At 45.5% G+C, this 26,736-nt stretch carries 30 protein-coding genes; 11 read left to right on the top strand and 19 right to left on the bottom strand.

Annotation, left to right across the window (positions count from 1 at the left end):
• Nucleotides 1-60: 60 nt before the first annotated feature.
• The gene (locus F905_RS07685; protein WP_005179281.1) at nt 61-858 is read left to right on the top strand and encodes an RnfABCDGE type electron transport complex subunit B; all 798 of its coding nucleotides are present in this window, start codon (nt 61-63) and stop codon (nt 856-858) included.
• A 3-nt stretch (nt 859-861) separates the two neighbouring features.
• Complete coding sequence (gene nth, locus F905_RS07690; protein WP_005179284.1) at nt 862-1,572, top strand: endonuclease III; 711 nt, start codon at nt 862-864, stop codon at nt 1,570-1,572.
• A gap of 93 nt (nt 1,573-1,665) precedes the next feature.
• On the opposite strand, the gene F905_RS07695 is transcribed toward nth, so the two are convergent.
• From F905_RS07695 to F905_RS07710, 4 genes are all read right to left on the bottom strand, one after another.
• Complete coding sequence (locus F905_RS07695) at nt 1,666-1,872, bottom strand: hypothetical protein (RefSeq protein WP_005179286.1); 207 nt, start codon at nt 1,870-1,872, stop codon at nt 1,666-1,668.
• Nucleotides 1,873-1,960: 88 nt separating this feature from the next.
• Complete coding sequence (adk, locus tag F905_RS07700) at nt 1,961-2,620, bottom strand: adenylate kinase (RefSeq protein ID WP_005179287.1); 660 nt, start codon at nt 2,618-2,620, stop codon at nt 1,961-1,963.
• A gap of 82 nt (nt 2,621-2,702) precedes the next feature.
• Nucleotides 2,703-4,019: a DUF445 domain-containing protein gene (locus tag F905_RS07705; protein WP_005179289.1), complete on the bottom strand. Its 1,317-nt coding sequence runs from the start codon at nt 4,017-4,019 to the stop codon at nt 2,703-2,705.
• Nucleotides 4,020-4,081: 62 nt separating this feature from the next.
• Nucleotides 4,082-4,600, bottom strand: coding sequence for a hypothetical protein (locus F905_RS07710; protein WP_005179290.1), 519 nt, complete (start codon nt 4,598-4,600; stop codon nt 4,082-4,084).
• A 239-nt stretch (nt 4,601-4,839) separates the two neighbouring features.
• On the opposite strand from F905_RS07710, the gene mrdA reads away from it, so the two are divergent.
• Both mrdA and rsmD read left to right on the top strand, forming a co-directional pair.
• The gene (gene mrdA / locus F905_RS07715; RefSeq protein WP_005179291.1) at nt 4,840-6,852 is read left to right on the top strand and encodes a penicillin-binding protein 2; all 2,013 of its coding nucleotides are present in this window, start codon (nt 4,840-4,842) and stop codon (nt 6,850-6,852) included.
• A 3-nt stretch (nt 6,853-6,855) separates the two neighbouring features.
• A complete protein-coding gene (gene rsmD / locus F905_RS07720) occupies nt 6,856-7,410 on the top strand; it encodes a 16S rRNA (guanine(966)-N(2))-methyltransferase RsmD (RefSeq protein WP_005179294.1) in 555 nt (184 codons plus the stop codon).
• 52 nt (nt 7,411-7,462) lie between these two features.
• Here the strand turns inward: rsmD and F905_RS07725 are convergent, their stop codons facing one another.
• The 9 genes from F905_RS07725 to F905_RS07765 form a co-directional block, all read right to left on the bottom strand.
• Nucleotides 7,463-7,894, bottom strand: coding sequence for a hypothetical protein (locus F905_RS07725; RefSeq protein WP_005179297.1), 432 nt, complete (start codon nt 7,892-7,894; stop codon nt 7,463-7,465).
• A 338-nt stretch (nt 7,895-8,232) separates the two neighbouring features.
• Nucleotides 8,233-8,847, bottom strand: coding sequence for an urease accessory protein UreG (gene ureG / locus F905_RS07730; protein WP_005179298.1), 615 nt, complete (start codon nt 8,845-8,847; stop codon nt 8,233-8,235).
• A 145-nt stretch (nt 8,848-8,992) separates the two neighbouring features.
• Nucleotides 8,993-9,658 (bottom strand): urease accessory protein UreF, encoded by a 666-nt coding sequence (locus F905_RS07735; RefSeq protein WP_005179301.1) that lies wholly within the window; start codon nt 9,656-9,658, stop codon nt 8,993-8,995.
• Nucleotides 9,645-10,130, bottom strand: coding sequence for an urease accessory protein UreE (ureE, locus tag F905_RS07740; protein WP_005179303.1), 486 nt, complete (start codon nt 10,128-10,130; stop codon nt 9,645-9,647). The genes F905_RS07735 and ureE overlap by 14 nt, the downstream gene beginning before the upstream one ends.
• Nucleotides 10,131-10,283: 153 nt before the next feature.
• Nucleotides 10,284-11,075 carry a DUF2971 domain-containing protein gene (locus F905_RS07745; protein ID WP_005179306.1) on the bottom strand — a complete coding sequence of 264 codons (792 nt, stop codon included), beginning with the start codon at nt 11,073-11,075 and terminating at the stop codon, nt 10,284-10,286.
• Nucleotides 11,076-11,124: 49 nt separating this feature from the next.
• The gene (gene ureC, locus F905_RS07750; RefSeq protein ID WP_005179309.1) at nt 11,125-12,825 is read right to left on the bottom strand and encodes an urease subunit alpha; all 1,701 of its coding nucleotides are present in this window, start codon (nt 12,823-12,825) and stop codon (nt 11,125-11,127) included.
• Between the two features lie 12 nt (nt 12,826-12,837).
• Nucleotides 12,838-13,146: an urease subunit beta gene (locus tag F905_RS07755; RefSeq protein ID WP_005179311.1), complete on the bottom strand. Its 309-nt coding sequence runs from the start codon at nt 13,144-13,146 to the stop codon at nt 12,838-12,840.
• A gap of 9 nt (nt 13,147-13,155) precedes the next feature.
• Nucleotides 13,156-13,458, bottom strand: coding sequence for an urease subunit gamma (gene ureA / locus F905_RS07760; RefSeq protein ID WP_005179314.1), 303 nt, complete (start codon nt 13,456-13,458; stop codon nt 13,156-13,158).
• A 155-nt stretch (nt 13,459-13,613) separates the two neighbouring features.
• Nucleotides 13,614-14,489, bottom strand: a complete 876-nt coding sequence (locus F905_RS07765) for an urease accessory protein UreD (protein WP_005179317.1) — start codon at nt 14,487-14,489, stop codon at nt 13,614-13,616.
• Nucleotides 14,490-14,632: 143 nt separating this feature from the next.
• Here F905_RS07765 and F905_RS07770 point away from each other — a divergent pair, with 143 nt between their 5' ends.
• Together F905_RS07770 and F905_RS07775 are read left to right on the top strand one after the other, a co-directional pair.
• Complete coding sequence (locus F905_RS07770) at nt 14,633-15,394, top strand: 3-oxoacyl-ACP reductase (RefSeq protein ID WP_005179318.1); 762 nt, start codon at nt 14,633-14,635, stop codon at nt 15,392-15,394.
• 124 nt (nt 15,395-15,518) lie between these two features.
• Nucleotides 15,519-15,851 carry a hypothetical protein gene (locus tag F905_RS07775; RefSeq protein WP_005179319.1) on the top strand — a complete coding sequence of 111 codons (333 nt, stop codon included), beginning with the start codon at nt 15,519-15,521 and terminating at the stop codon, nt 15,849-15,851.
• A gap of 151 nt (nt 15,852-16,002) precedes the next feature.
• Here F905_RS07775 and F905_RS07780 read toward each other — a convergent pair whose 3' ends face one another.
• The gene (locus F905_RS07780) at nt 16,003-16,593 is read right to left on the bottom strand and encodes a 1-acyl-sn-glycerol-3-phosphate acyltransferase (RefSeq protein WP_081401165.1); all 591 of its coding nucleotides are present in this window, start codon (nt 16,591-16,593) and stop codon (nt 16,003-16,005) included.
• 264 nt (nt 16,594-16,857) lie between these two features.
• On the opposite strand from F905_RS07780, the gene F905_RS07785 reads away from it, so the two are divergent.
• Both F905_RS07785 and F905_RS07790 read left to right on the top strand, forming a co-directional pair.
• Nucleotides 16,858-17,322: a copper resistance protein NlpE gene (locus F905_RS07785; RefSeq protein ID WP_005179322.1), complete on the top strand. Its 465-nt coding sequence runs from the start codon at nt 16,858-16,860 to the stop codon at nt 17,320-17,322.
• A 178-nt stretch (nt 17,323-17,500) separates the two neighbouring features.
• The gene (locus F905_RS07790; protein WP_005179324.1) at nt 17,501-18,265 is read left to right on the top strand and encodes a copper resistance protein NlpE N-terminal domain-containing protein; all 765 of its coding nucleotides are present in this window, start codon (nt 17,501-17,503) and stop codon (nt 18,263-18,265) included.
• A 143-nt stretch (nt 18,266-18,408) separates the two neighbouring features.
• Here the strand turns inward: F905_RS07790 and F905_RS07795 are convergent, their stop codons facing one another.
• A complete protein-coding gene (locus F905_RS07795) occupies nt 18,409-20,010 on the bottom strand; it encodes an isocitrate lyase (protein WP_005179327.1) in 1,602 nt (533 codons plus the stop codon).
• 637 nt (nt 20,011-20,647) lie between these two features.
• Here F905_RS07795 and F905_RS07800 point away from each other — a divergent pair.
• Both F905_RS07800 and F905_RS07805 read left to right on the top strand, forming a co-directional pair.
• Entirely contained in the window at nt 20,648-21,637 is a 990-nt protein-coding gene (locus F905_RS07800; RefSeq protein WP_005179328.1) for a LysR family transcriptional regulator, read from the top strand.
• 124 nt (nt 21,638-21,761) lie between these two features.
• Complete coding sequence (locus F905_RS07805) at nt 21,762-23,078, top strand: polyamine export protein PaeA (protein WP_005179329.1); 1,317 nt, start codon at nt 21,762-21,764, stop codon at nt 23,076-23,078.
• Between the two features lie 74 nt (nt 23,079-23,152).
• Here F905_RS07805 and F905_RS07810 read toward each other — a convergent pair whose 3' ends face one another.
• The 4 genes from F905_RS07810 to F905_RS07820 form a co-directional block, all read right to left on the bottom strand.
• Nucleotides 23,153-23,659 (bottom strand): hypothetical protein, encoded by a 507-nt coding sequence (locus F905_RS07810; protein ID WP_005179330.1) that lies wholly within the window; start codon nt 23,657-23,659, stop codon nt 23,153-23,155.
• A gap of 140 nt (nt 23,660-23,799) precedes the next feature.
• Nucleotides 23,800-24,696: a helix-turn-helix transcriptional regulator gene (locus F905_RS07815; protein ID WP_005179331.1), complete on the bottom strand. Its 897-nt coding sequence runs from the start codon at nt 24,694-24,696 to the stop codon at nt 23,800-23,802.
• Between the two features lie 168 nt (nt 24,697-24,864).
• Complete coding sequence (locus tag F905_RS15510) at nt 24,865-25,035, bottom strand: hypothetical protein (RefSeq protein ID WP_005179332.1); 171 nt, start codon at nt 25,033-25,035, stop codon at nt 24,865-24,867.
• A 224-nt stretch (nt 25,036-25,259) separates the two neighbouring features.
• Entirely contained in the window at nt 25,260-26,252 is a 993-nt protein-coding gene (locus F905_RS07820) for an NAD(P)H-quinone oxidoreductase (protein WP_005179333.1), read from the bottom strand.
• Nucleotides 26,253-26,382: 130 nt separating this feature from the next.
• Here F905_RS07820 and F905_RS07825 point away from each other — a divergent pair, with 130 nt between their 5' ends.
• Nucleotides 26,383-26,727, top strand: coding sequence for a thioredoxin family protein (locus F905_RS07825; protein WP_005179334.1), 345 nt, complete (start codon nt 26,383-26,385; stop codon nt 26,725-26,727).
• Nucleotides 26,728-26,736: the final 9 nt, after the last annotated feature.

Below are 26,736 nucleotides of genomic sequence, written 5' to 3' on the forward strand. Positions count from 1 at the left end.
AATCTGCGGCTCAGGTTTATTGTTCGCTTTCTCTGCGCCCTTCGCAGCCGTGGTTTTTACATGAATTCGCAAATTGCTCTCATCCAGAATATTGATACCCTGCTTCCTCAAACCCAATGCGGTTTATGTGGACATCGGGATGGATGTTTACCCTATGCAAAGTCGATTGCCGAAGGTGAAGCCGCCAATAAATGTGTACCGGGCGGTCAACCGGTTGCCGATGCGCTGGCCAAACTGCTGGGCAGAGAACGCTTAACCGCCGAAGCCAGTGTCTGGCCCATTCAGTCCGATGGCCGTCCGCAGCGTATGAAAGCGGTGATTCGTGAAGATGAATGTATTGGCTGTACCAAATGTATTAATGCCTGCCCGGTCGATGCCATTTTAGGTTCCGGCAAACTGATGCACAGCATTCTGACCGACCTGTGTACCGGCTGTGAACTGTGTATTCCACCCTGCCCGGTGGACTGTATTGATCTGGTTGAAGATGTCAAACCCGTACCCACAGACGCGGAACGGATGAGCGAGCAGAAGGATTTACGCCAGCGCTATTATGCGCACATTCAGCGTGAAGAGCTGCGCCGCCTGCACCGCAAAGGGCCGGTAGTGCGTGCTGAGATTGATACCGCGCTGTTCGCCCAGTTCTCGCAGCAGACCGATGCCGTACCGGAAATCCAGATGGTTGAAAAAGCCGATCATCCGGCTGTCACCCACGATGCCAAAACCACCATCGAGCTGGCCAAGCTCAGAACCCAGATCAAAAAATTAGAAAAACAGCTGAGTGTGCGTGAAGATGCCAACAAGCGCGCGCAACTGGCGCAGCTTCAGCAACAATTACAGCACTTACAGGGAGAGGCCTAATTCATGAGCAGCGCAGTCAAACCGGTAAAAAACTTGACCCGAAAGCAGGTCTATACCTTTTTTGAGCGCTTGCGTGAACAGCGTCCGCATCCAACCACCGAACTGAATTTCTCCTCACCGTTTGAATTGCTGGTGGCAGTGACCTTATCGGCGCAGGCCACCGATGTTAGCGTGAACAAAGCCACAGACAAATTATTTCCAGTAGCGAATACTCCGGAAGCGATTTATGCACTGGGAGTCGATGGGCTAAAGGACTATATCAAGACCATTGGCCTGTATAACTCCAAAGCGGAAAATGTGATTAAGGCCTGTAAAATCCTGATTGAAAAGCACAACAGCCAGGTACCGGAAAATCGGGCCGATCTGGAGGCCTTGCCAGGTGTCGGACGTAAAACAGCCAATGTGGTGCTGAACACGGCGTTTGGTCAACCGACCATGGCAGTTGATACCCATATTTTCCGTGTCGGCAACCGGACCGGTTTAGCCGTGGGTAAAAATGTGCTGGAAGTGGAACACCGTCTGGTGAAGGTGATTCCCAAAGAATTTATCGTTGATGCACATCACTGGCTAATTCTGCATGGCCGCTATTGCTGTATTGCCCGCAAGCCTAAATGCTATGAATGTGTAGTGGCCGATGTCTGTAACTGGCCAGACCGGTTTGAGTTTGGAGCTGCGCGCCAGATTGCAGTCAAAAATATTGAAGCTGAATCCTGAATTCAGCTTTTTTATACTTGAAGATGACCTGCGCTGCATATTCGAGGTAGATCATTCAATAATGCTGATGTAAGTCGGGCGATAAAAACCCGCTTAGTCTTGTGCGTCTTTATCCTGTGCTTTTTTCTGCTGCTCTAATTGTGCCTGCAATTTAGGATGCAATTGACGCTGCTGTGGCTGGTTGGCATTTGCAGCACGTTCTTCCTGACGCACTTTTAGCAGCATTTTATAGCTGATATAAAACAGACCCACCAACATGGCCAGGAACAGCACCATTAAAATTAACATACCAATTTTCACCGAGGCAGTTTCCTTATACGCACGCAAATAAAAAAGGAGCCCTACTATGACCGAGGACTCCCTTAAAGTCAAAACAATCAGCGGATGATTATTTTGCCTGATCTAAAATTGCGAACAGATCCGCTTGTACATCTTCAATTGGACGTAGACCGTTAAGTTTGTCATACGTCGGTGCATTTTCACCTGTCGCTGCGCGGCCTTGGTAGAAACCAACCAGTTGCTCAGTTTCAGTGTGGTAAGACGCTAAACGCTTACGAATGGTTTCTTCCTGGTCATCTGGACGTTGTACCAGATCTTCACCCGTTTCATCATCTTTACCTTCCACTTTTGGCGGATTGTAAACGATGTGATAAACACGACCAGAAGCCGGGTGCTGACGGCGACCAGACAGACGCTGTACGATTTCTTCGTCCGGTACATCAATTTCAATCACGTGATCAATGTTGATGCCTTCTTTTTCCAGCGCTTCCGCTTGTGGAATGGTACGCGGGAAACCATCAAAAATGCATCCATTGGCACAATCAGGTTGAGCAATACGCTCTTTCACTAAACCGATGATCAATTCATCTGAAACCAGACCACCGCTTTCCATTACGTTTTTAGCCTGTAGACCTAATTCAGTACCTTCACGAATCGCAGCACGGAGCATATCACCGGTTGAAATTTGTGGGATATTGTAGCGCTTACAGATCAACTGAGCTTGTGTACCTTTACCTGCTCCAGGTGGTCCGAGTAAGATAATGCGCATAAAAAAACATCCTCATTTTTAACAATGTACATGACACTTTGTTCATGACGAACTCAGGTTCGACATGCTGTCCAGCATCCAATTATAAGAAAGCGACAAACAAATGTATTAAACCAGCAATAAAACCGGTTACCCCTCCCAATACAATCAAGATCCATTCATCTTCCTGAAAGGCAGGACGCAATAAATTTTGAAACTCTCTTGGTGTAAGTTCAAGAATACGTTCTCTAAACATTTGATAGATTTTCTGTGCACGGCTCGCATTAAAGGCTGGGTCGCATACAGGCACCATCGTAATTTCAATTGAGCGATCGATCAAGTCTGTCTTGAGTTTTGCGTATTCTTTTGGCCCTAAAGACAATTGTAAAGAGGTTCTGACCAGTGGGGTTTCCATAATTTCATTAATATGGCGTTTAACAATCCGACGGGTCTTGTCTTTTTTACTGCCATACATCATTTCGGTCATAATGGATTTTAAAGTAATTAAATCTTCGGTGACCACACTGGCAAATACATCAGACACCTCTTCCTGGCGCTTCATAAAGGCACCCTGAACATTATAGGTGCCAATGCGCGGAATAACAGGTTTAATCCACGGAAATTTGCGACTCTGTGTTCGCGTAAAAAATTGTGGATACTTCACATAATGCGGTTCAATCGGGTTGAACACCATCCAGATCGCAATCCAGTTGGTTAAAAAGCCCCAGATGGCGGCCCAGAATGGTACGGTCCAGTGCCACGGCACAATAAACCAGACAATCATCTGGAATATACCAAAGAACATCCCGATTAACGCACTGATATGCCAGATAAAGTTAATTTCTTTCTGGCCCACTTTCAGGAACATGCGCACCATTAAACGGCGGTCGCCTTCCATCTGGCGTACCACCATTTCGCGCATATCCACCAGTGACTCGACATTCAAAGTCAGTTCAGTGACCAGTTCACGTAGCACCGCAGGCAGCTGTTTATGTGCCTGGGCATAAATGCGGCGTTTAATTGAATACGGCAGGTTCTCCCACAGCACAGCATTGCGATCGATCATCACCTCATCAATTAAATGCTCCAGCTCGAAACCGACCTGCTCGCCAATAATCCGTGCCATATCTTCCGGGTCCATGGCATCCAGAAATTCGCGCAATGAGCCCAGTTTAGACAAGGTATTGTCGGTAATAATGCCTGAAATACGCCCGGCTTTTCTCGGCACAATCCCCTGCCAGCCTACCGGCAACGGCCCCAGATGGAAGCCCCAGAAATTAATGGGATAGAACACCATTTTCAGTGCCATCCACACATGGGCCCAGGTCACAAAAGCGGTGACAGGGATAATGCTGAGCACAGCCCAAAAATCCGGGCGATTCAAAAAGGTTTGCCACAACTGATTGATGTACTCAAGCATGCATATTTTCCATATTTATTTCTAATTACCGGATTCTAAAAGCATTTAACTCGCTATTCTGGCTATAAACCCACACTTAAAGTATAGGAAAATTGTAGTTTTGGCTCGGTTTCTGCAATCACCCGACCGGCCCGATCTTCCAGTTTTTCACCTGCACCAATCCCCACACTAAAGGTACTGATCCGTTCACGGCTCAGCAAGACATAAGCAAGATCTACACCAGCGCCCAGACGTGCTTTCTCTTTCTGGTCGACCACTTTGGATTCAAGATGACCCGCATAAGCTCCGATATAATAACCATTTTTATCTTTACCGGTGAAATGATATGGCAAGCGAAAGCCAATTTGTCCACCCGGTTCATGATCCCCATTTAAAAATGCCCCAGCTTTGGCATAGGCAATGCCGTAGGGATTGACCCATTCTGCATTTAAATGAAGTAATTTTTGTGTAATTCCTGCCCCGACATTCCAGGTTTTTGTATCTTCCCCGGTCAATTTTGCCTGTGGGAAAAAAGAAGATTCTTCGGCATAGGCCACATTGCACAGTGCAATACATGCCACTAAGGAATATACTTTTTTCATTATTTTCACCAAGTTCCTTAATTCTAATTGTAAAACAATCCTGTTTTATTTTTTTGACTGTAGCAGATTTACCCAGATTCTTATATACAGCAGCCGATCTTTTTATTGTCGCAAAGGTCAAAAACCTAAATCACATTATTTGTGTCGAATCGGTCATGCAGGCATACGCAAAGCGCTGTGTTATCGGCTAGAATAACAGCCCTATTCTCATCTCCTTGATCTGTTTAAGCCGATTGCATATGAAACAGCACTTTCCTTTAAAAAACGTTCAGCAAGAAAAGCGCATTTTTCGCAATCGGGTATTCATCTCTATCGGGCTGGTCAGTTTCTTTTTACTGCTGCTGGTGGTACGTTATGCCTATCTGCAAATCAGCAGCTTTGATGAGTTTGCCACCGCATCTGACAAAAACCGGATTCGCCTGCAACCCTTAGCGCCCGCACGTGGTTATATCTATGACCGTAATGGGGTGTTGCTGGCCGATAACTATCCGGTCTTTACCGCGACCTTAAGCCGGGCCGATGTCGAAGATATTGATGCCACCATCGAACGGCTGACCCCGATTCTGGAACTGACTGAAGAAGATATTGAACGCTTCCAGAGCCGGATTAAAACCGCGCGTAAAACCGAACGGGTGTCCATTAAACTGAATCTGAATGAAACCGATATTGCCCGTTTCAGTGAAGTAAAATTCCAGTTTCCCGGGGTGAATATTGAAACCCAGATGACCCGTTACTATCCACATGGTGAGCTGTTTGCGCATGTGATTGGTTATGTGGGCCGGATCAATGACAAAGAGCTGAAAGAGATTGATAAAGATGCCTACGCCGGCACCAACCTGATTGGTAAAATTGGCGTAGAAAAATCATATGAGCATTTACTGCACGGCGTACCGGGTAATGAATCGGTCGAGGCCGATGCACACGGTAATGTACTGCGTCATTTGGGCCGTAAAGATCCGGTTCGCGGTAATGATCTATACCTGTCCTTAGATTATGGCCTGCAAGTGGTGGCCTCTGAACAGCTGGCTGGCCGCCGTGGTGCGATTGTCGCGCTTGATCCACGTACCGGGGAAATTCTGGCGCTGGTGTCGAGCCCCAGCTTTAACCCGAACCTCTTTGTCACCGGCATCAGCCATACCAACTATGCCGCCCTGCGTGACAATATTGACCAGCCGCTGTATAACCGTGCCGTGCAAGGGGTGTATCCGCCCGGCTCGACCATTAAGCCGATGTTTGGTTTAGGCGGGATTCATTATGGTCTGGTCGACTGGAGCACCGCGATTCAGGATTATGGCTATTTCACCTTACCGGGCGATAGCCACCGTTTCCGTGACCATAAAAAATCAGGGCATGGCATTGTCAATATGCACACCGCTCAGGTGGTGTCCTGTGATACCTATTTCTATGTACTGTCCTACCGGATGGGCATTGAAAAGATGAATGACTGGATGCGCCAGTTTGGTTTTAGTGAACGCACTGGCGTCGATTTACCAAGTGAAAGCACCGGCCTATATCCAAGTCCGGAATGGAAGATGCGTACCCGCAATGCCAAATGGATGCGCGGTGAGACCATTTCGGTCAGTATTGGTCAGGGTGCCTTCACCGCGACGCCATTACAACTAGCCATGGCCACGGCCATTACCGCCAACCAGGGCTTTAAAGTCACGCCACACGTGCTGCGTGAAAGCCGCGGTGCACGGCCATTTAAGGTGCATAATGGTACCAATGGCCGCATTGAATTTAACGGGACCGACGAAGACTGGATTAAAATGCGCGATGCCATGGTGGATGTCATTCAATCAGGCACCGGTAAAGGTATTAAAAGCGGCCTGCAATATTCAATTGCCGGAAAAACCGGAACCGCGCAGGTCAAAAGTATTGCCCAGGGCAAACGCTATAATGAAGCACTGCTCACCGACCGTCAGCTTGACCATGGTTTATTTGTCGGCTTTGCTCCGGCAGAAAAACCTGAAATTGCCATTGCGGTGATTCTGGAAAATGGCCGTGGCGGGAGTGCCGCCACTGCCCTGGCCCGTCCAATTCTGGATTACTGGCTACTCAACAAAGACAAGAATCCGATTCGTCCATCTGCGGCCCAAATTAGTGGTGGCCTGATGACCGCCGGCCTGAAACCAAGTGAACTGCCAAGTGCCGAAGGCGCTCGTAGCACCACTACTCCGGCTCAGGACACCGCTGCATCTGCGCCAGTAACACCGGCCGCTGCCCCATCTGCCACAATAGAGAGTGACTAAACCATGAAAAACCAGCTACGAATTATTGGTGGAGACTGGAAACGTCGCCAGTTGGCCTTTGCCAGTATTGACGGTTTACGCCCGACGCCAGACCGGGTGCGTGAAACCCTGTTTAACTGGCTAATGTGGGATGTGCAAAATGCCAAGGTACTGGACCTGTGTGCCGGCTCGGGGGCGCTTTCCTTTGAAGCGCTATCACGTGGTGCTGCACAGGTCACCATGATTGAACCGGACCGCACTCAAGCCCAGTTCCTGACCCAGAACCTAGAACTGTTAAAAGTTACCAAAGCCCGGGCCCAGTTAAAAATAAGTACTGCACAGCAGGCGCTGGCCAGTCTGAAAGACAGCTATGATCTGGTGTTTCTTGATCCACCTTATAGTCTGGATTTATGGGAACAGCTGGCACAACTGGCTGATCCATTAATTCAGGATAAAGGCCTGATTTATGTCGAAGCCGACCGTGATCTAAAACAGCTAAAACTGCCGGCCTCCTGGCAGAAAATCAAGGAAACCAAAGCCGGTACGGTCCGCGCCGGACTGTATCAGAAATCACTTTAACGTTTGATTGAACGGTTATAAAAAAAGGATTCCAGATGGAATCCTTTTTGATTTATACGCCCGGTCGTAATGGACGCTGCACTCGAGAAGTCGGCGGCAAAGCCGTCACTGGTTTGGCCTTAGCTGGATTACTCACCTGTGGCTTCTTCACGGGCGGCTTGTTGGCCACTGGACGATTTGGCTTTACCGGTTTGCTTTGTGCAGGTTTACTCTGTGTCGGTTTATGTGCAGGACGATTGGCCTGACCCGGTTTTTGCCCATGCGGACGTTGAGCATGCGGTCGATTCACTGGCTTAACCGATGGACGCTGCTGAATATACACCGGACGGCGTTCATGTTCCCAACGCGACACGGTATATGGATAGCTTGAATAGCCTCGATCATATCCGGTATAGACGCTATGTCGTGGACCATTCTCATACGGCGTGACCACACACCCGGTAAGTGCCACCGCCACCAGCGACACAAAAGCCAGCTTTTTCATGCAATTTATCCCCTGTTCAGATGGCTGCATTTTCAGCAATCAGCATGAATTTACTGGCAATTTTTTGTTGCGTTCCTGTATGTGCAAGTTCATATTTCATCCATATCTAGGCTATTTTTCTGGTGGATAAAAGAAAAGACTGGCCAAGTTTCTGCCGAGTTAAGGTTTTATCTGCCCTGCCTGATCTACTATTTGCAAGTGGAGATCAAAATTGGTTCAGAAAGATGAGCTTTTGACTCGATATTTAAGCAGTGCAAATGTTAAATGCTCACAAGAAAAAAGACAGCCATAGCCATCTTTTTAGAATCAGGGAAAAATAGAGATATTGCTTAGGCTATTTAGTTTTTAAACAGGCCCTGTTTTTCAATAAACTCAATAATCTGCTCCAAACCATCTTTGGTTTTCATATTGGAAAATAAAAATGGTTTATCACCACGCATGCGCTTGGCATCCTGATCCATTACTTCCAGACTAGCGCCGACCATCGGGGCTAAATCGGTTTTGTTAATAATCAGCAAATCAGATTTGGTAATGCCCGGCCCACCTTTACGTGGAATTTTTTCACCACCGGCCACATCAATCACATATAAAGTCAGATCGGATAATTCCGGACTAAAGGTTGCCGCCAAGTTATCGCCACCACTTTCAATAATGATCAATTCCAAGCCATCGAACTTTTCACACAAGTCGTCAATCGCTGCCAGGTTAATCGAAGCATCTTCACGGATGGCAGTGTGCGGACAGCCACCTGTTTCGACACCGACAATCCGGTCTGGGCTCATGGCTTCGTTGCGGGTAAGAAAGTTGGAGTCTTCCTTGGTATAAATGTCATTGGTGACCACCGCCATGTTATAGCGCTGGCGCAAGGCCTGACATAAATTGAGAGTAAGTGCAGTTTTACCTGAACCGACTGGACCACCGATGCCGACACGTAATGGAGAACGTTCTGTCATGTTGATTTTCCTTTTCTTGTCCCTCTCCTCTTAGGAGATAAGCAGTCATACTGCGCTAAGGTGAGGTGATTTCCTTCTCCCAAAGGGAGAGAGAATATTGATTAAATTTTTGAGCCCTCTCAATCTCCCTTTAAAAAGGAAGACTTTAAGAACGAAATAAGCGTGAATACTGAGTTTCATGCGCCATACTCAGCATGGCGTAATTGGGTAAGGCGCTACTGAGCTGCTCATCTTCCAGCGTTAAGGCTTTTTCGATGGCTGCCGGAACCTGCTCATGTAAATACCATAAAATCCGTTGCCCACTCATCTGCCCGAGCGGGACAGTTTTCACAGCCGCCAGCACCTGATTTTCCAGCACAGTAAAGGTATAAGCGGTTAATACATCTGCGTCATTGAGACCCAACTGGCCGCAGAGCTGGGCATAAACCGGCACAAAACCCAGCTGTTTTTTCACCGTCACCGGCATTTTCAGCACATCTTTAATCCATGCATTAAGAGAAAATGCCAGCTGCTGTGATTCTGCTAAAAGTTCACGGCTTTCCCGACTGGCACGATAAATCTGCGCCCAATGATCAAACTGTGTGTCATCATCATAAAATTGCATCAGCCGTTTTAAGACGGGTAGTTCAAAACGTACCAGTAGCATCTCCAAGACTTCTTCAAAGTAGGCGATGCTACTGCTTTCATCTTGAATCAGGCCCTGATCAATCGCACTTTCTACCCCTTGCGAATAGCAATACGCTCCGACCGGTAACGCTGTCGAAGACAGAGTCAGCAGCTTGAGCAGTTGCGCTGCATTAGTGATGGGCATGGGCGTGAATAGCCTTGATCGGGCTTAAACGATGATCATGATTGTGCTGTGCATATGCCCCGCTTTCCGGTTCAAAGGGATGCTCGACTTCATTCACAGTCAGGCCCAGCCCAATGACCATTTCAGCCAGCACATGATCTGGTTCAAAATACAGTGCAGTTGGCGTGAGCATCAGCGGTACATGGCGGTTGCCGAGGTGATACGCCGCTTTCAATAAATCGAAATCGGTTTGGGCGACCACTTGCATCAGGTGTTCAGGTTTCGCATCGACCCGGAGTACATCGCCTTGTTCAGTGGCAATAAATGAGCCGCTACGCAAAATGCCGGTACGCGGCAGGTCTGCACCAATATCGGCGCCTGATTTTAATGTTGCACGAAATCGGCTCTTTTGGCGGGTGTCAAAACTGAGTTCGACGGTTTCAAAAGTGCTTCCCTCTGAAATGTGTTCTATTCGTTGAGTGTAGATGTTCATGCTGTTCCTTTTGTCACGAAGATGTTTTGCTTTGGCTTATGTTTTTCAATTTCAAAGCAAAACATCTGTAAATTTACGCATCAAAAGTAAGCAGTTTTTATGCCAATTATGAGTTTTCTTGGTGCGTTATTCTTTCTTTTTTGACTTGGCTAATCAATTTAAACGGGGATGATTAGGAACTGTAATTGCATAATGATTTGGTATTTTTTCAGCACGATATAACTTCACACTTGTCCCTAGTTGATCATTCATATTGTTTATAGTTATTTTTAACTTTTCATAGTATTCATCACTACAGTTCATTCCTGCTATTACATTACTGAGATACTTCTCTCGGTCATAACTTTGAAACTCACTCTCGAAAGTACCATAACGAATAACTCTATATTCATTCTCATACTCCCATTCTTTAGACTTCTGCAAGAATATTGTTCGAATTGTATCTCCTACATTGTCAAATACATCTCTACCAATTTTTGGATATTCTTCAACATAATCGACTTCTAGTGGATGGAAGTTATCGTCTTGCATAGAATTAACATTTGCTGGAAATTTAAACTCGATCATAAATCCGCGATGAAACCTAGCATAATGTGACCACATTAAATGACTAAGAGGATTCGAATTTAAACAAAAAATAAAAGCTTTATTCCTTACAGAATCTAATAATTTTGTATTCTCTTTAGGACATAAAATTTTTTGAGCAATTTCATTTAGATTGTCTGCAAAATGTAAATGACTAAATTTAGTTTGTTCCTTCGCAGCTATCAAAAAACTTGGATCAATAAACGCATAACTATCAAAAGGATCATTAAAGTTTTTAGGTTGAGTAAATTTTAATGTACCATCCTTAAAGATATTCAATGCACCTTCTGAATCATCACAATGTTTGTATAAATAAAATTCCCTTTTCTCTAAATCAATAAAATTTTCAGTAATTGGCATAGCTTATAAATGTGATATTAATGATTGATCACTAATATCACAAAATATCTCAAAACAAGAAATACCGCTGCGCCATTGGCAAAACTTCCGCAGGTTCACAAGTCAGCAATTTCCCATCCGCCCGAACTTCATAAATTTCTGGGTCAACTTCCATTACTGGACAGTAGGTATTCAGCTTCATATCTTTCTTCTGAATATCCCGTGTACCTTTACATGGACTAATCAACTTTTTCAAACCGAGCTTTTCATGCACACCAGCCTCTATTGCCACTTGCGACAAGAAAGTAATACAAGTGTTATGCACTCCTCTAGCATTGGCACCAAACATCGGACGATAATGCACAGGCTGTGGGGTTGGAATTGAAGCATTAATATCACCCATTGGCGCTGCTGCAATCATGCCACCTTTAATAATCATCGATGGTTTTACACCAAAAAAGGCTGGTTTCCACAGCACTAAATCAGCAAGTTTACCGACTTCCACCGAACCAATTTCATGGCTTAAACCATGCGTAATGGCAGGGTTAATCGTATATTTGGCGATATAACGTTTTACCCGATTATTGTCATGCGTGGCATTGTCACCCTCTAAAGGACCCCGTTGCACTTTCATTTTATGTGCCGTTTGCCAAGTACGAATTACCACTTCACCAACACGTCCCATCGCTTGCGAATCCGATGACATCATGGCAATTGCACCTAAATCCTGCAAAATATCTTCCGCAGCAATGGTTTCACGGCGAATACGACTTTCCGCAAACGCCACATCTTCCGAAATGGCAGGATCTAAATGGTGACAGACCATCAACATATCCAAATGTTCATCAATGGTGTTGATGGTATAAGGACGCGTTGGATTGGTGGATGATGGCAATACATTCGGCTGACCAATGGCTTTTAAAATATCAGGCGCATGTCCACCACCGGCACCTTCAGTATGATAGGTGTGAATGGTCCGGTTTTTAAAGGCTGCCAAGGTTTCTTCCAAGAACCCACTTTCATTTAAAGTGTCGGTATGAATCGCCACTTGTACATCAAATTCATCTGCCACAGTCAAACAGTTATCAATCGCTGCAGGTGTCGAGCCCCAATCTTCATGCAGTTTTAAACCCACTACACCTGCACGAATTTGCTCGGCAATCGGTTCAGGCTGACTGAGGTTACCTTTACCCAATAAACCAATATTCATGGGTAAATCGTCAATGGCTTGCAGCATGGTGGAAATATGCCAAGGACCCGGAGTCACCGTCGTTGCCGATGTGCCTGCTGCAGGACCTGTACCGCCACCAATCATGGTGGTGACGCCTGACATGAGTGCAGTTTCCACTTGTTGTGGGCAAATCCAATGAATATGGGTATCCACACCACCTGCTGTTAAAATTTGTCCTTCACCTGCAATCACTTCAGTAGCAGCACCAAGTGGAATGGTAATATCCGGCTGAATATCAGGGTTGCCGGCTTTACCAATTTTCCAGATACGTCCGTTCTTTAAACCGACATCAGCTTTAACAATGCCCCACCAATCTACAATTAAAGCATTGGTAATGACGGTATCGGCAACATCATCAGCCAAAAGTTGTGACTGCCCCATGCCATCTCGGATGACTTTACCGCCACCAAATTTCACCTCTTCGCCATAGGTGGTCAGGTCTTGCTCGACTTCAATAAATAGTTCGGTATCGGCCAAACGAACCCGATCACCCACCGTTGGACCAAACATTTCCGCATAGGCGCGGCGTGACATTTTCATTTTAATTTTTCCTTAATCCAATGGACCCATGACACGACCTGCAAAACCGTACACTTCCCGTTTACCTGCCAAAGCGACCAGTTCAATATCCCGGCTTTGACCTGGCTCAAAACGTACCGCAGTCCCTGCTGCAATATTTAGACGATAGCCTCGCGCTGCTTCACGGTTAAATTGCAAAGCATCATTGGCCTCATAAAAATGAAAATGTGAACCGACTTGAATCGGACGATCTCCGATATTACTGACGGTCATTTTTAAGGTCTGACGTCCGACATTCATTTCAATGTCTGAGTCTGGGGTAATCACTTCTCCGGGTATCATGTTTGACTCCTAGACAATCGGTTGATGTACAGTGACCAGTTTTGAGCCATCTGGAAAAGTCGCTTCAACCTGAACTTCGGCAATCATTTCCGGTATACCTTCCATCACATCTTCACGTTTTAATAACGTGGTACCGTAATGCATCAGCTCACTCACGCTCATGCCATCACGCGCGCCTTCTAACAACGCGGCAGAAATATAGGCAATCGCCTCGGGATAGTTCAGTTTTAGCCCACGTGCTTTACGGCGTTCGGCCACCAAGCCCGCAGTAAAAATTAGCATTTTGTCTTTTTCAGTGGGATTGAGTTCCATATCTCGTTCCTAAGTTTGTTCTAAAGGGTGTAATGCAAAATGTGTGCTCAAAAAATTAAATTCCCTCTCCTTTCAGGAGAGGGTTAGGGAGAGGTAATAAACCCAATGTATTAGCCCTCCCTCTAACTCCCTCCCATAGGGAGGGAGAATGGTCTTTATGTCCGCCAAATCCTCGGAAATTCTTCATCTAAATCAAACCAGTAGCAGCGTAGCTTGGCGCGTATTGCGGCAAAGGCATCATGGCATTGACGCACGTCATCGCCCAGATAACGTGCTGTGACCACCTCATCCAGCAAGGTTAACGTCACCTTAATATCCATGCGCATGATCAGCTCACGGATTTGATCAATCTGCTGATCTAAATAGAATTTTGAGCGGAATTTTTCTGGCGGCACCGCCCAAAAGCTAGCCATGACTGCATGACCGCTCATTCCCAAACAGGAGCTGAGCCAGCGGTCATTGCCGCTAAAACTCAAACGGTCGGTAATCAGTAATTTATTATTCCGGTACAGCTGGAATCGATTTTGATAACTGCCTTCGGTAAATGTTTCATGGCGCGCCTGACGGCCCAGTACCAGCATATCCCAACCAATAAAACTGGCGGAATCCTCCAGCACAACTCTGGTTTCAGAATTGGCATGCGCACCATTAAAGAGCATGGTTTCTTGTGGTAGCCATTCAAAAATAGAGGTATCTTTAACTGTAATATCAATATGTTGGAAAGCCTGTTTTTGATTGGTCTTGTACCATTTTCCTGCACCCGGCGTGGTCACCAAGGCATGTGCGCCCTGCTCTGCCGACATCTGAAAGGTTAAATGATCACCCCCGGCAATGCCTGCCGGTGGATGCACAATAATGGCGTGGCACACCCCGGTTTTTTCCGGCCACAGCATTTTTTGCACCCGAACAGGACCATGATGTTTACGATGTTCCAATACGGTGCGATTTTCTGCGCCTTTAAAGCCAAGTTCGAGCTGTGCAAACCAATATTGCACCGCAGGCTTTACTTCTGTTGCCACCAGCTGATTCATTTTGCTCAATTCGTATCTTTGTTAAGTCTATGCCCTGGCATTAAGCAATAACTGCACCAATTTCTATCGGCGCAGATTTCGCTTTGGCTGGCTGCCATTTCTTGCTATGGTGCATCTGCATAGGGAATGAGGATGTGAGCAATATGCAAATTCGTGATCAAATTGTTTTAGTAACTGGCGGCGCACGCGGTTTAGGCCTGGCCATTACCCGGACCTTATTGGCGGAAGGGGCGCGTGTAGTGGTAAATTATTTAAACAGTGCCACTGCTGCCGAGCAGCTGGTGCAACAGTATCCTGAGCAGGTCTTTGCCTATCAGGCCGATGTCACTGACAAAGCCCAGGTGCAGGCACTCTTTGCCGCAGCCAAGGCCCGTTTTGGTCAGGCCATTCATAGTGTCATCAACAATGCCTTAATTAACTTTGAGTTTAATGGTGATGCCCGTCCCAAAGTCGAAGACCTGACGCCGGCCATCATGCAGCAACAGTTTGATGGTGCAGTTGTGGCTGCCCTCAATACCACCCAAGCAGCGCTTGAGGATATGAAAACTGCCGGATTTGGCCGTATTGTGAATATTGGTACCAACCTCGTGCAGAATCCGGTGGTGCCTTATCATGACTACACCACCGCCAAAGCGGCACTATTAGCCTTTACCCGTACTGCAGCGCATGATCTGGGCCAATATGGTATTAACGTGAATATGTTGTCTGGCGGTCTGCTCCAAACCACCGATGCCAGCAAAGCCACGCCAGATGCGGTATTTGATTTAATTGCTGCCTCGACGCCACTACGCCGCGTTACCACCCCGGAAGAATTTGCTGCTGCTATTATGATGTTCCTGTCACCGTATTCGCGTGCAGTCACCGGGCAAAACCTGATTGTTGATGGCGGTCTGGTCAAAGGTTAACTGCAGTTTTGTGTGACTTTTATCACAATAAACTAATTTTTAAGCAGTTAAACCGGTTTGTCATGCTAGAGGTGGGCTGAATTCGCTAGACTATGGCCCATCCTCTCTTCACTATTTTGCTAACATGAAACCCCTGTTTGCTTTGGCCTGCTGCACCCTGCTAAGTGCCTGTATGTTCGGTAACTCCCAAGAATTAAAACGCGCTGAACAATTGCTGGCGCAATTTGAATGCCATAATATTGAAACCGCACTGATGACACATAGTGCCATTAACAGCTATCACGAACATGCGCTGGTTGCCGCTCGGCAAAAAGCCAGCCGTTATGTGGAACAGTATCGGGAAGGTGAACAGCAATCTAGCCTGGCGGTGGATGAAATTGTGCAGCAGCAATATCAGCTTTATACCGCAGCCTGCCAATCGTTGGGTGGGATTTTTCCCAAAGCAGAACAGCCTTAAATCAAAATCAAATATTTAGAAGTTTGATCAAGCGAAACAACGGATCAGAGATTGCATCTCGCATCTTGATGTACTGCCAATTGCGATATTGAAAGCATATAAATAAGAAGACAGGGCCGATGCCCTGTCTTCTTTTTTTAACGATGAACGATTATTCAGCCTCTGCATAGTAACGGGTATCGACACTAAACTGTTCCGGGAATTTGGCGGCAATGCTGGCATAAAACGCCATGATTTCTGCCATGTCTTTTTCCATATCTCCCGATGGATAGACAATTTTACCCACCCCACATTTTTTCTGGGCGTAGTCCATATAGGCCAATGCAATCGGCACGCCAGCCGTTACTGCCACATGGTAAAAACCGGTTTTCCACTGTTCCTGTTTGGCACGTGTACCTTCTGGCGTAACCAGCATCACCAGCTTGGGATGCTGCTTGAACAAATCACTCATCAGCTGCACCATGCTCGGACGCTGCTCACCGGCTGCCTTCGGACGACGGTCAATGCCAATTCCGCCCATTGCACGGACAAAAGGCCCAAACGGAAACTTCATATAACTGTCTTTAATGGTCAGGCGAACATTCACGCCCAAGGCTTTAAGCGCCAAACGTGCATATAGTGCATCCCAGTTACTGGTATGCGGCGCGGCAATCATTACACACTGGTCCAAATCCAGCGGCCAGTGATTGTCAATTTCCCAGCCCATCAACCCCAAGCTCTGTTCTGCCAACTTCTCAAACACAAGCACAATCCACACAATAAAAATTGCGCGAAGTTTAACAACTCAACAGATTTAAAAAAGAGCAGATTGCTGAATATTTAAGCAATTAATATATAAATGTATACAATTAGCCAAACCGTCAATCGCCATTCCTGCCAATCTTTCATTTTTTTCGTAGATAAACCGGATGCGAGGAACTGAAAATAAATACTCACAGAAACCCAACAGGGCAATTTTTACAATCAGGCTATGCTGACCCTATCTGTCCTGTCAGGAGATTGATCGGTGAAAATAAAAATTTTGAGCCTTGCCCTCACGGCGCTGTTACTGGCCGCCTGTGATAACAATAAAACCCCTGAAACCGCCCGCGATGCAGAAACCACCTCGCCTGCCGCAGCCACTGACATGAGCGCCAATGATACAGCCGCCACCGCACTGGACTGGCCGGGAGAATATAAAGGGGTCTTGCCGTGTAGCGACTGCCAGGGCATTGAAACCGAGCTTGAGCTAAAAATGGATAAAACCTATGAGCTGAGTGAAGAATTCCTGGGTCGTGCCAATGGTCAGGAGTCCAAAATTACCGGTACGTTTGAATTTGACCCGAATGATCCTGCCGTTATTATTCTGGATCAGGCTGCCAATAACCGTAAATTCTTTGTCGGTGAAAACTTTATTGAAGCGCGCGATGTCAACAATGGCGACAATATTGATGCCAGCCAGAATTATCGTCTGCAAAAAGACCTGCAATAAAGCACAAGATCTAGCATCGCTAAAAGTCACCACTTTGGTGGCTTTTCTTGTTTCAAAACGGTTTTTTACCCGCGATAAAATTTGCTACAAAACAGCGGCTCAATTTAGCCCTCTGCTCTAGGCGAATATGCCCGAAAAGTTTATGTTTAATACCTTATCCAAAGATTGATCTGTTGCCATGTTATCTCGTCCTCTTCTTGCAATTAGCACCTTGTCCTTGTGTTTAAGTGGTTGCGGTGGGCAAGCTGAAAAAAGCAGTACCATGAGCAATGCCCAGGCCCAAACTGAAACCCAACCGCAAGACAGCCTAATGCCTGCTGCTGAAACAGCAGCACCACAGCCGGAGCCGCTGGCCGGTCACTACAAAACCATCCTTGACTGTGATGATTGCCAGCAGCGTATTCTTGAGTTAAAGATTCATCCGGATCAGAGCTACAGCCTGCAAGATACCCGTATCTATGCTCGCCGTCAGCGTAGCCAGAATACACAAGGTCAGGTCAGCTATACCAATGAACAGACTGCCCAATTAATCAGTACTGATCAACAGATTCAACAATTGCAGCCCACAGCAAACGGGCTGGAACTTGTAGATGCCTCATCCAAACAGCCAGCACTAAAACTGGAACGTGTTGCGACCATTGAAGTCAGCAATGCGCTGAAACATGCCGACATTCAGGCCGAACATATTGATAGCTTAAGCTTTCGCGATATTACCGATACCGTCAAAGCGCATGACTACTATATGCGTATTCATAACCAGTCAGATCAGCCGCTAAAACTGAAAGTCAGCGATATTATTCTGGTCGATCAAAACTATCAGGAATATAACGCGCTGGTTGATGAAAGCTTTTTAGAACCTATTCCGGCCCAGCAAACCCGCTACAATAAAATCAGCTTTAATTATCCGGACAATGCGGTGGCGGACTATATTAAGGTGAAATAGCTTTTCTTTTTTCTTTCATTTTCTATTCTGCCGTTTCTTTTTATCTTGCTGTACTGATCTTCTTTTTTCTTTCTTATTTATTCTTTTTATTCAAGCATAAAAAAACCCTGCAGATGCAGGGTTTTTTGTAAACCGTCTAACGATTAGCCGTTGAACTGGTTCATTGTGTTTTTCGCATCGTCACCCGCTTTAAGCGCGTTGTCACCAGCGAAGATTTCTTTGTGGTCATCACCGATATCAGAACCCGCCATTGCTTGGTGTTTCACACAAGCGATACCGCCACGGATTTCTTTACGTTGTACGCCAGCAACATAAGCCAACATACCTTCAGAACCGAAGTAACCTTGAGCAAGCTCGTGAGTAGACAGAGCAGCTGTGTGGTAAGTCGGAAGTGTGATTAAGTGATGGAATACACCCGCTTCACGAGAAGCATCTGCTTGGAATGTACGTACTTTTTCGTCAGCTTCAGCAGCTAATTCAGTGTTGTCGTACTCAGCACTCATTAACTTAGCACGGTCGTATGCAGATACATCTTTACCTTCAGCAACCCAACGGTCGTACGCTTGTTGACGGAAGTTTAAAGTCCAGTTGAACGATGGAGAGTTGTTATAAACAAGCTTCGCATTTGGCACAACTTCACGTACACGGTTCACCATGTGAGCGATTTCTTCAACGTTAGGCGTTGCAGTTTCGATCCAAAGCAGGTCAGCACCGTTTTGTAAGCTGGTTACACAGTCAAGTACAACGCGGTCAATTTGAGTGCCTTCACGGAACTGGTACAGGCCAGATGCTAAACGCTTAGGACGGTGTAATTTACCATCACGCTTGATCAGGATTTCGTCTTCTTTCGCTTCAGAGATGTCAATTTCTTGAGTGTCTAAGTAGCTGATGTATTGAGAAGCGATGTCGCCTGGCTCTTTAACCACTGGGATTTTTTGAGTCAAGTCAGCGCCTTCAGAGTCAGTACGTGCAACGATGATACCGTCGTCAAGACCCATTTCTAGGAACGCATAGCGAAGCGCGTGGATTTTCGCGATGAAGTCTTCGTGTGGAACAGTTACTTTACCTGCTTGGTGACCACATTGTTTCGCATCAGAAACCTGGTTTTCGATTTGCAGTGCACAAGCACCCGCTTCGATCATTTTCTTCGCAAGTAAGTAAGTTGCTTCTTCATTACCGAAACCAGCGTCGATGTCGGCAATAATTGGCACAACGTGAGTTTCAAAATTGTCGATTTGAGCAGTGATTTCAGCTGCTTTAGCAGTGTCACCTGCGTCTTGTGCTTTTTTCAGTGCACGGAACAAATCGTTTAATTCTTTTGCGTCAGCTTGACGTAAGAAAGTGTAGATTTCTTCGATCAATGCAGGAACAGAAGTTTTTTCGTGCATAGATTGGTCAGGAAGTGGACCGAATTCTGAACGAAGTGCAGCAACCATCCAGCCAGACAGGTAGATATAACGCTTAGAGGTTGTACCGAAGTATTTTTTGTTCGCAATCATTTTTTGTTGCGCAACGAAACCGTGCCAGCAACCTAATGATTGAGTATACTTGCTGCTGTCTGCATCGTATTCAGCCATATCACGACGCATAATCGCAGCTGTATATTTAGCAATGTCTAAACCAGTTTTGAAACGGTTTTGCATCTGCATACGCGCAGCATCTTCAGGACTGATGTCTGCCCAAGTGTTACCGAATTTCGCTTTCAATTCGCGGATTGCATCAATCGCTGTTTGGTATGTAGTCATGATATTTTCCTGTATTAATTTTAGGATTTTCTCCAACGAAATGACTAAAATCATACCTCTGGATGTGTTCAGATTTAGAGCACTTCGTCGTGTTGAGTACAGATTAGAGTGAGTTAGAAAATTAATCCAATATCCTCAAAGAATCTTCACTATTTATTTAAAAAATATGTAGATCAAAGTCGTATCCGAAAATTTATATTACAAAACAAATATTTGATTTTTATTAAATAAATTTTATTTTACAATTCAAATAACCGATTAAAAAACACACCATTTGCTTTTTTTATATTCATTATACTTAAGTCGGGTACGGCTTTTTCCGTACAAAATCAAGGCAATATCCGGCTTATTTTTAGCCTGGTAGAGCCAACCTGACAGTGAATAGAAGAAGACCATGCTTGTGTTGAGTCGCTCAACTCAAGCATTTCTGCAGGTGGATGCGATGAGGTTTGAATCAACCCGACACGCGCTGATTTAAGCCGCTTAAACCCCGCGCGAATTGGGCCGAAAAACCCGGTAAATATGCAGGAATTGATCCGATCAGGGAACAGGCTTTTTCGGTAATTGTTCTACCCAAGCCTTCAGGCTTATGGCATAATCCAAATAATTTCTTGGGTTTATTTTCGGTATTTTTTTTATGAATCTGGAGCGGGTCGATCTCAACCTACTAATTTACCTGGACGTATTACTTCGCGAAAAAAATGTCACTCGAGCAGCTGAACAATTGGGCGTTACCCAACCCGCCATGAGTAACATTTTACGTCGTCTACGTAACTTATTTAATGATCCCCTGCTCATCCGTTCATCTGAAGGGATGACCCCGACCGAACGCGCACTTGAATTACAACCACGTATTCGTGATGCCCTGTCCGATTTATCCATGATTCTGGAACCCCGTACCGAGTTCCGCCCGTATACCTCTAATCGCGTATTCCGGATTATGACTTCAGACTATGCCGAAGCCACTCTGGTGCCGCGTCTGGTCAAAGCCTTGCGTTCTGAAGCGCCAAATGTGGTGCTCGACTTTCTGACCCCAAGTGATGTCTCCTATCGTGACATGGAACAAGGCAAGGTAGACCTAGCCATCAACCGCTTTAATGAAATTCCGCAAAGTTTCCACCAGGTACTGGTCTGGCGTGACAGTTTTTCCTGTCTACTCAATCAGAAACACCCGGCGGCCGGCAACCTGAACCTAAAAAGCTATTTAGATGCACAGCATATCTGGGTCTCTAAAACCGGTATGGGCGTTGGCTTTGGCGTTAATCCGGAAAAACAGGCCGGATTAGGCTGGATTGATCAGGCGCTGGAGCGGATTGGTCAAAAACGCAAGATTTCAGTCTTTACCCGTCATTATCAGATGCCGGCACTATTGGCATCCAATGTGGATCTGGTGGCCACCTTACCGACCCGAATTGCCCGTTTACAGGCCAAAAGCCAGAATCTGCTGATTAAAGACCCGCCGTTTTATATTCCGGAATTTGAATTGAAGATGGCCTGGTGTCCGTTACTGCATCATCATCCGGCGCATCGCTGGTTACGCCAGCTGATTCTGTATGTGGCCCGTCAAATGATTGAAGAAGAAAACCGTGAGTTTTTAATGAATAACTCACAATTTTCTCAATTTTGACAAAAAATGCTCATAAATCTCTCTTTTTAAACCTTATACTAAGATGAACATGAGTAGTGCCCGGTGCACTACTCGATGTTTTTGACGTTAAAAATATTCAGAATAAAAATCCGCAGGTGGATTCGTGAGCCTCTTCCAGAACATTGTTATTATTTTCATACTGATTGCAGGAGCAGGTTTTTTATCACTGACCGAGATCGCCCTGGCCGGTGCGCGTAAGGTCAAATTAAAAATTCTGGCTGAAGCCGGAGATGAACGTGCGCAAAAAGTGCTGGATTTACAGGAAAACTCGGCAGACTTTTTTGCCGCCTCGCAAATTGGCTTGAATGCGATTGCCATTTTAGGCGGTATTTTAGGTGAAGGTGCTTTTCGCCCGTATTTCTACGATTTTGTCACCCGCTTCTATACCGGACCGTGGGCCGAAACCCTCAGCTTCGCGCTGTCTTTTACCTTAGTCACCTCTTTATTTATTCTGTTCGCCGACCTGATGCCGAAACGCCTGGCCATGATTGCACCAGAGAAAATTTCTATTTCCGTGATCAATCCAGTACAGGTATTTATTACCGTCTGCAAACCGCTGGCCTGGTTTATTAATGCCATCGCCAATATGCTGTTCCGGCTGTTTAAGGTCAATACCATCCGCGATGACAATATTACCTTTGATGATATTTCCGCAGTGATGGATGCCGGCGCCCAAGCGGGTGTGTTGCAAAAACAGGAACATCACTTTATTGAAAACGTGTTTGAACTGGAAGAACGTAATGTCCCATCCAGCATGACCACGCGTGAAAATGTGGTGTACTTTACCCTAAATGAAGCCGAAGACAGCATTCGCCAGAAACTGGCCGAATTTCCCTATTCCAAATTTCTGGTCTGTAATGAAAATATTGATCAGGTGATTGGCTATGTCGATGCCAAAGACATTCTGGTGCGGATTCTGAATAACCAGAAAATTAACCAGCTGAATGAATCAACCATTCGTAATGTACTCACCATCCCCGATACCCTGACTCTGTCTGAAGTGCTGGACCGCTTCCGCTCGACCAAAGAAAAATTTGCGGTGGTGATTAATGAATATGCACTGGTGGTCGGCGTCATTACCCTGTCCGATATTATGATTACCGTAATGGGCGACTGGGTAACCCCTATTGAAGAAGAACAGCAGATTATTAAACGTGATAATAATTCATGGCTGATTGATGGCAGTACTCCAATTGAAGACATGAAACATGCGCTTGAAATTGAAGAGATGCCCGATGAAGAAAACTATGAAACTCTGGCCGGTTTTATGATGTATCAACTGCGCAAGATTCCGCGTCCAGCCGATACCGTGTTATATGGCGGTTATAAATTTGAAGTGGTCGATGTCGATCATTTTAAAATTGACCAGCTGTTGGTGACACGTTTACTGGAAAATAACCAACCGCCGGAACAGGAATAATCTATCTTTCTCTAATCAAGAGCGATAAAAAAACTTTCTAGACTCTAGAAAGTTTTTTTCATGCAGCAATTCACTTAAAACTGACGCAGCAATTCATCCAGCACCGCCTGATAGTGAATGGCAATGTCATCTTCCAGAATTTTATAGGCGCTGTCGAACTGCACCATTGGCCAGCCTTCTTTCCAGAACGGGAAAATATTGTGCAGGTCATGGGTCACAATCGCATCTTCACGGACAATAGCTTGTGCAATTTGTGCCAGTACCTGGGCGGTTTCTGCGCCATCAATGGCCAGATAATCAATCTGACGGGCTTTTAAAATACGAATCCGGTCTTTTTTATAGCGGATTTTTTTGGCTTGGGCTTCATTTAGGCTCAATGCCAGCGTCACCGCTTCAACAAATTTTTCTTCAAAAGATTGATGCAATGCCACCAAGGCCTGTTTATGCGCTTCCTGACGTCCCACTTTTCCACCTTTGCGGATAATCTCTTTGGCTTCGTTATTGAGCACATCATTCTTCATACTCTGAAGGATGTCTATAATTTCAATATCGCTTAAAGATTCAGGAGACTGGTCAATCATGAAATAGCCTTGGGCAAAAAGTAAAAGACTATTTTCGCATAATTTCGCTTAAAGCTCGACAGATTCCGTAGCAATTATGACAGGAATAAGAGGCCAGTCTTAATGGTCATCAAAACTCAAATGCATACCCACAATACGAATTAATGCAGATAATGGCTAAGGCTCTGCTCCAGCTCGGTTTGTAAATGCAGCGGCGCTACAATTTTGACATAGGGAATCCAGTAGCGTACCAGCGGATAAAGCTGAATATGATGGCGAATCTGGCAGGAAATCAACAGGCTGCCACACGGCTTTTCTTCCAGAATCTGCTGCTTTGGAAACAGCCGGCGCTGTTTAAAATACAGCGCGGCATCTGCCGCAACCGATAAATGCACTTCCTGCTGTTCATGACCAAACCAGATACCTTCTTCATCTTCCAACTGTTGCAGAATAGCCGGATCATGCTCAAACGGGTCCAGTTCATAGCTGAGTTCAATCTGCTCAATCAGGCTCAGACGATACACTTTTAAAGTGTCCGAATGCACCGCAGCCAGATACCAATTGCCATGATGATGAATCAGGCGATAAGGCTGCACCCGACGGGACTTGTTTTTATAGACAAAGCCAATGTACTGACGCTGCTGAATGGCTTGGGTCAGGGTTTTAAAATGTTCGGCATATTGGCTACTGTCTTCATAATCATAACCTTTGGCGGAAAACACCAGATTGGCACGATGATCCATCAGCTCACGTAGGAACGAAATATCCAGCGAGGGATAAAGATCGCTAATGCCCGACAACTGGGCAAAGTTCTGGATATCCTGAAGTTTAAACCGTCCTAAATAGGAAGCATCAAGATAGTATTTTTTGCTGCGTTTGTCCTGCAATAAAGGTAGATAGGCATTCAGCCGATCAAAGTCACGTTCAATGGTGCGGGTGCTGACTTTAAATTCCTGGGCCAGTTCCGGAATACTCAGCTGATGCCCCACATTGAGTTTGGTTAAAATACTGACCAGCCGTTCAGCCAGTCGTTCATGTGTTGAAGTAACACACTTCATGATACCCTCATGGTGCTGTTTTAAGGCACTGTTTTTTCTATCAATTAAACAACCGTAAATTAAAATTTATTAAATAAAAATCATATAAATAATTAGACCAAAACTTTAAATACATTTACGTTAAAAGTAAATCAGAATCCGTATCGCAATACTGCATTCAGCTTACACTTAAGGCTTATTCTGATCTAGGCGATCAACATAACGCTCTAAATGCAGCATGGCACTATACACCCGGTGGATATCTGCCAGACCTATTTTTTGACGGATAATGGCCCGATGAATGCGCCTTAAAGCACGTATATTCTGGGTGGTGGTATATGCTGTAGATGAAATTCTCATGATTCTGCCCTCTGTCTCTTCATTGAAATATCCAGTTTATTTTTATGATGTCTGTTTTGGATGTGGGCTAATGTACAACACAGTTTCGACAGGTTGTGTCAAATACATCACATATGTTTTAATTTTTAGTAAAACTTGTACAGTTTAAGTAATAAACATCAATGTACTAACTTGAGATGAGCATAAAAAAGACCGGCTATAGCCGGTCTTTTTTAGATGCCGAATTAAATAATTTCTACCACAACCTTGCCAATATGATCACCGGTATCCATGGCCGCATGCGCTTCCTGGATCTGATCAAATTTAAAGGTTTTAAAAATCATCGGCAGACATTCACCTTTGCTCAATAATGGCCACACTGTGTCTTGCAAGCCTTGGGCAATTTCAGCTTTTTCTGCAGTATTACGCGCACGCATGGTCGAACCGGTAATGGTCAGGCGCTTCATCATAATCGGGCCAAGTTTCACATCTTTGGCTTTGGCACCGCCCAAGAACGCGATATAAACCAGACGACCATCACGGCGTAACAGGTTCAGGTTACGTTCCAGATAAGGTGCGCCAACGATATCTAAAATAACATCGACGCCGCCATTGTCAGTCTGCTCATTAATCACCTGCTCAAAATCTTGTGTCTTGTAGTTAATGGCGGTGGTCAGATGGGAAATAGCCTGTACTTTTTCATCTGAACCGACAGTGGCAAAGGTTTTCATGCCCAGCGCATTACATAACATCAGCGCTGTGGTACCAATACCGCTGCTACCCCCATGGACCAGTACTGTTTCGCCAGCCTTGGCTTGCCCCATCTGGAACACGTTGGCCCATACGGTAAAGAAGGTTTCCGGAATAGCTGCAGCTTGTACAAAACTCAAGCCTTCAGGAATGGTCAGGGTCTGGCTTTCCGGAACCACACAATATTCTGCATAGCCACCGCCATTGGTCAGGCCACAAACTTTATCGCCGACTTTAAATTTGCTGACCTCTTCGCCTACCGCTACCACTTCACCTGCCACTTCCAGCCCCGGCACAGGCGTCACCCCTTTCGGCATTGGATAAAGGCCTTGGCGCTGCAAGATATCCGGGCGGTTTAAACCAAAGGCATGAACCTTAACCAGCACATCATTGGCTGCCGGTGTCGGAATAGCCACACTTTCATAGGCCAGTTTTTCCGGGCCGCCTGGTTCTGTAATAATGACCCGCTGCATCGTCGCTTGTGACATGGATTTTCCTTAATTGTTCAGTGCAAGTTTTCTGTGCTCTATTTGAACATAGATAAATGACGGAATGAAGCCAAGCCGGACTTATGTATAATGAGATGTATATTTCGCAGATTGATAACTCAGGTGAGCCATGACCCAAGTCATCGACTATAACGAAAATAATTACAGTGAATTTGAATGGTTTGATGGCTTTGCCGTGATCCGCTTTTATGCAGACTGGTGTGCACCCTGCGTACAGAATTTTCCGGTGTTTGCCGAACTGGCCGGCTATTATGCCCACCATCAGCCAGAGATTAAATTTGGCAAGATCAATGTGGATCAATCTCCCATTCTCACCCTGCGTTATCATGTCTATGGATTACCTTCGACCCTGATTTTCAAGCAGGGACAGATCATCCACAGAATTGCAGGGGTCAAAAGTCTGACAGAGATGAAATCTATTCTGGCCTTAATCCTCAATGATTCTTATGAATGATTATCCATA

The sequence above is a fragment of the Acinetobacter sp. CIP 53.82 genome, assembly GCF_000369465.1.
Classification (GTDB): domain Bacteria; phylum Pseudomonadota; class Gammaproteobacteria; order Pseudomonadales; family Moraxellaceae; genus Acinetobacter; species Acinetobacter indicus.

Excerpts from the sequence above, each read along its gene's own strand:
- F905_RS07815 (WP_005179331.1), bottom strand. The coding sequence starts at position 24,696 with ATGAAGTGTGTTACTTCAACACATGAACGACTGGCTGAACGGCTGGTC.
- F905_RS07820 (WP_005179333.1), bottom strand. The coding sequence starts at position 26,252 with ATGTCACAAGCGACGATGCAGCGGGTCATTATTACAGAACCAGGCGGC.
- F905_RS07705 (WP_005179289.1), bottom strand. The coding sequence starts at position 4,019 with ATGCTTGAGTACATCAATCAGTTGTGGCAAACCTTTTTGAATCGCCCG.
- F905_RS07825 (WP_005179334.1), top strand. The coding sequence starts at position 26,383 with ATGACCCAAGTCATCGACTATAACGAAAATAATTACAGTGAATTTGAA.
- F905_RS15510 (WP_005179332.1), bottom strand. The coding sequence starts at position 25,035 with ATGAGAATTTCATCTACAGCATATACCACCACCCAGAATATACGTGCT.
- ureG (WP_005179298.1), bottom strand. The coding sequence starts at position 8,847 with ATGACAGAACGTTCTCCATTACGTGTCGGCATCGGTGGTCCAGTCGGT.
- ureC (WP_005179309.1), bottom strand. The coding sequence starts at position 12,825 with ATGAAAATGTCACGCCGCGCCTATGCGGAAATGTTTGGTCCAACGGTG.
- ureA (WP_005179314.1), bottom strand. The coding sequence starts at position 13,458 with ATGGAACTCAATCCCACTGAAAAAGACAAAATGCTAATTTTTACTGCG.
- F905_RS07745 (WP_005179306.1), bottom strand. The coding sequence starts at position 11,075 with ATGCCAATTACTGAAAATTTTATTGATTTAGAGAAAAGGGAATTTTAT.
- F905_RS07790 (WP_005179324.1), top strand. The coding sequence starts at position 17,501 with ATGTTATCTCGTCCTCTTCTTGCAATTAGCACCTTGTCCTTGTGTTTA.
- F905_RS07755 (WP_005179311.1), bottom strand. The coding sequence starts at position 13,146 with ATGATACCCGGAGAAGTGATTACCCCAGACTCAGACATTGAAATGAAT.
- ureE (WP_005179303.1), bottom strand. The coding sequence starts at position 10,130 with ATGAACATCTACACTCAACGAATAGAACACATTTCAGAGGGAAGCACT.
- nth (WP_005179284.1), top strand. The coding sequence starts at position 862 with ATGAGCAGCGCAGTCAAACCGGTAAAAAACTTGACCCGAAAGCAGGTC.
- F905_RS07725 (WP_005179297.1), bottom strand. The coding sequence starts at position 7,894 with ATGAAAAAGCTGGCTTTTGTGTCGCTGGTGGCGGTGGCACTTACCGGG.
- F905_RS07795 (WP_005179327.1), bottom strand. The coding sequence starts at position 20,010 with ATGACTACATACCAAACAGCGATTGATGCAATCCGCGAATTGAAAGCG.
- rsmD (WP_005179294.1), top strand. The coding sequence starts at position 6,856 with ATGAAAAACCAGCTACGAATTATTGGTGGAGACTGGAAACGTCGCCAG.
- mrdA (WP_005179291.1), top strand. The coding sequence starts at position 4,840 with ATGAAACAGCACTTTCCTTTAAAAAACGTTCAGCAAGAAAAGCGCATT.
- F905_RS07810 (WP_005179330.1), bottom strand. The coding sequence starts at position 23,659 with ATGATTGACCAGTCTCCTGAATCTTTAAGCGATATTGAAATTATAGAC.
- F905_RS07765 (WP_005179317.1), bottom strand. The coding sequence starts at position 14,489 with ATGAATCAGCTGGTGGCAACAGAAGTAAAGCCTGCGGTGCAATATTGG.
- F905_RS07775 (WP_005179319.1), top strand. The coding sequence starts at position 15,519 with ATGAAACCCCTGTTTGCTTTGGCCTGCTGCACCCTGCTAAGTGCCTGT.
- F905_RS07685 (WP_005179281.1), top strand. The coding sequence starts at position 61 with ATGAATTCGCAAATTGCTCTCATCCAGAATATTGATACCCTGCTTCCT.
- F905_RS07800 (WP_005179328.1), top strand. The coding sequence starts at position 20,648 with ATGAATCTGGAGCGGGTCGATCTCAACCTACTAATTTACCTGGACGTA.
- adk (WP_005179287.1), bottom strand. The coding sequence starts at position 2,620 with ATGCGCATTATCTTACTCGGACCACCTGGAGCAGGTAAAGGTACACAA.
- F905_RS07770 (WP_005179318.1), top strand. The coding sequence starts at position 14,633 with ATGCAAATTCGTGATCAAATTGTTTTAGTAACTGGCGGCGCACGCGGT.
- F905_RS07735 (WP_005179301.1), bottom strand. The coding sequence starts at position 9,658 with ATGCCCATCACTAATGCAGCGCAACTGCTCAAGCTGCTGACTCTGTCT.
- F905_RS07710 (WP_005179290.1), bottom strand. The coding sequence starts at position 4,600 with ATGAAAAAAGTATATTCCTTAGTGGCATGTATTGCACTGTGCAATGTG.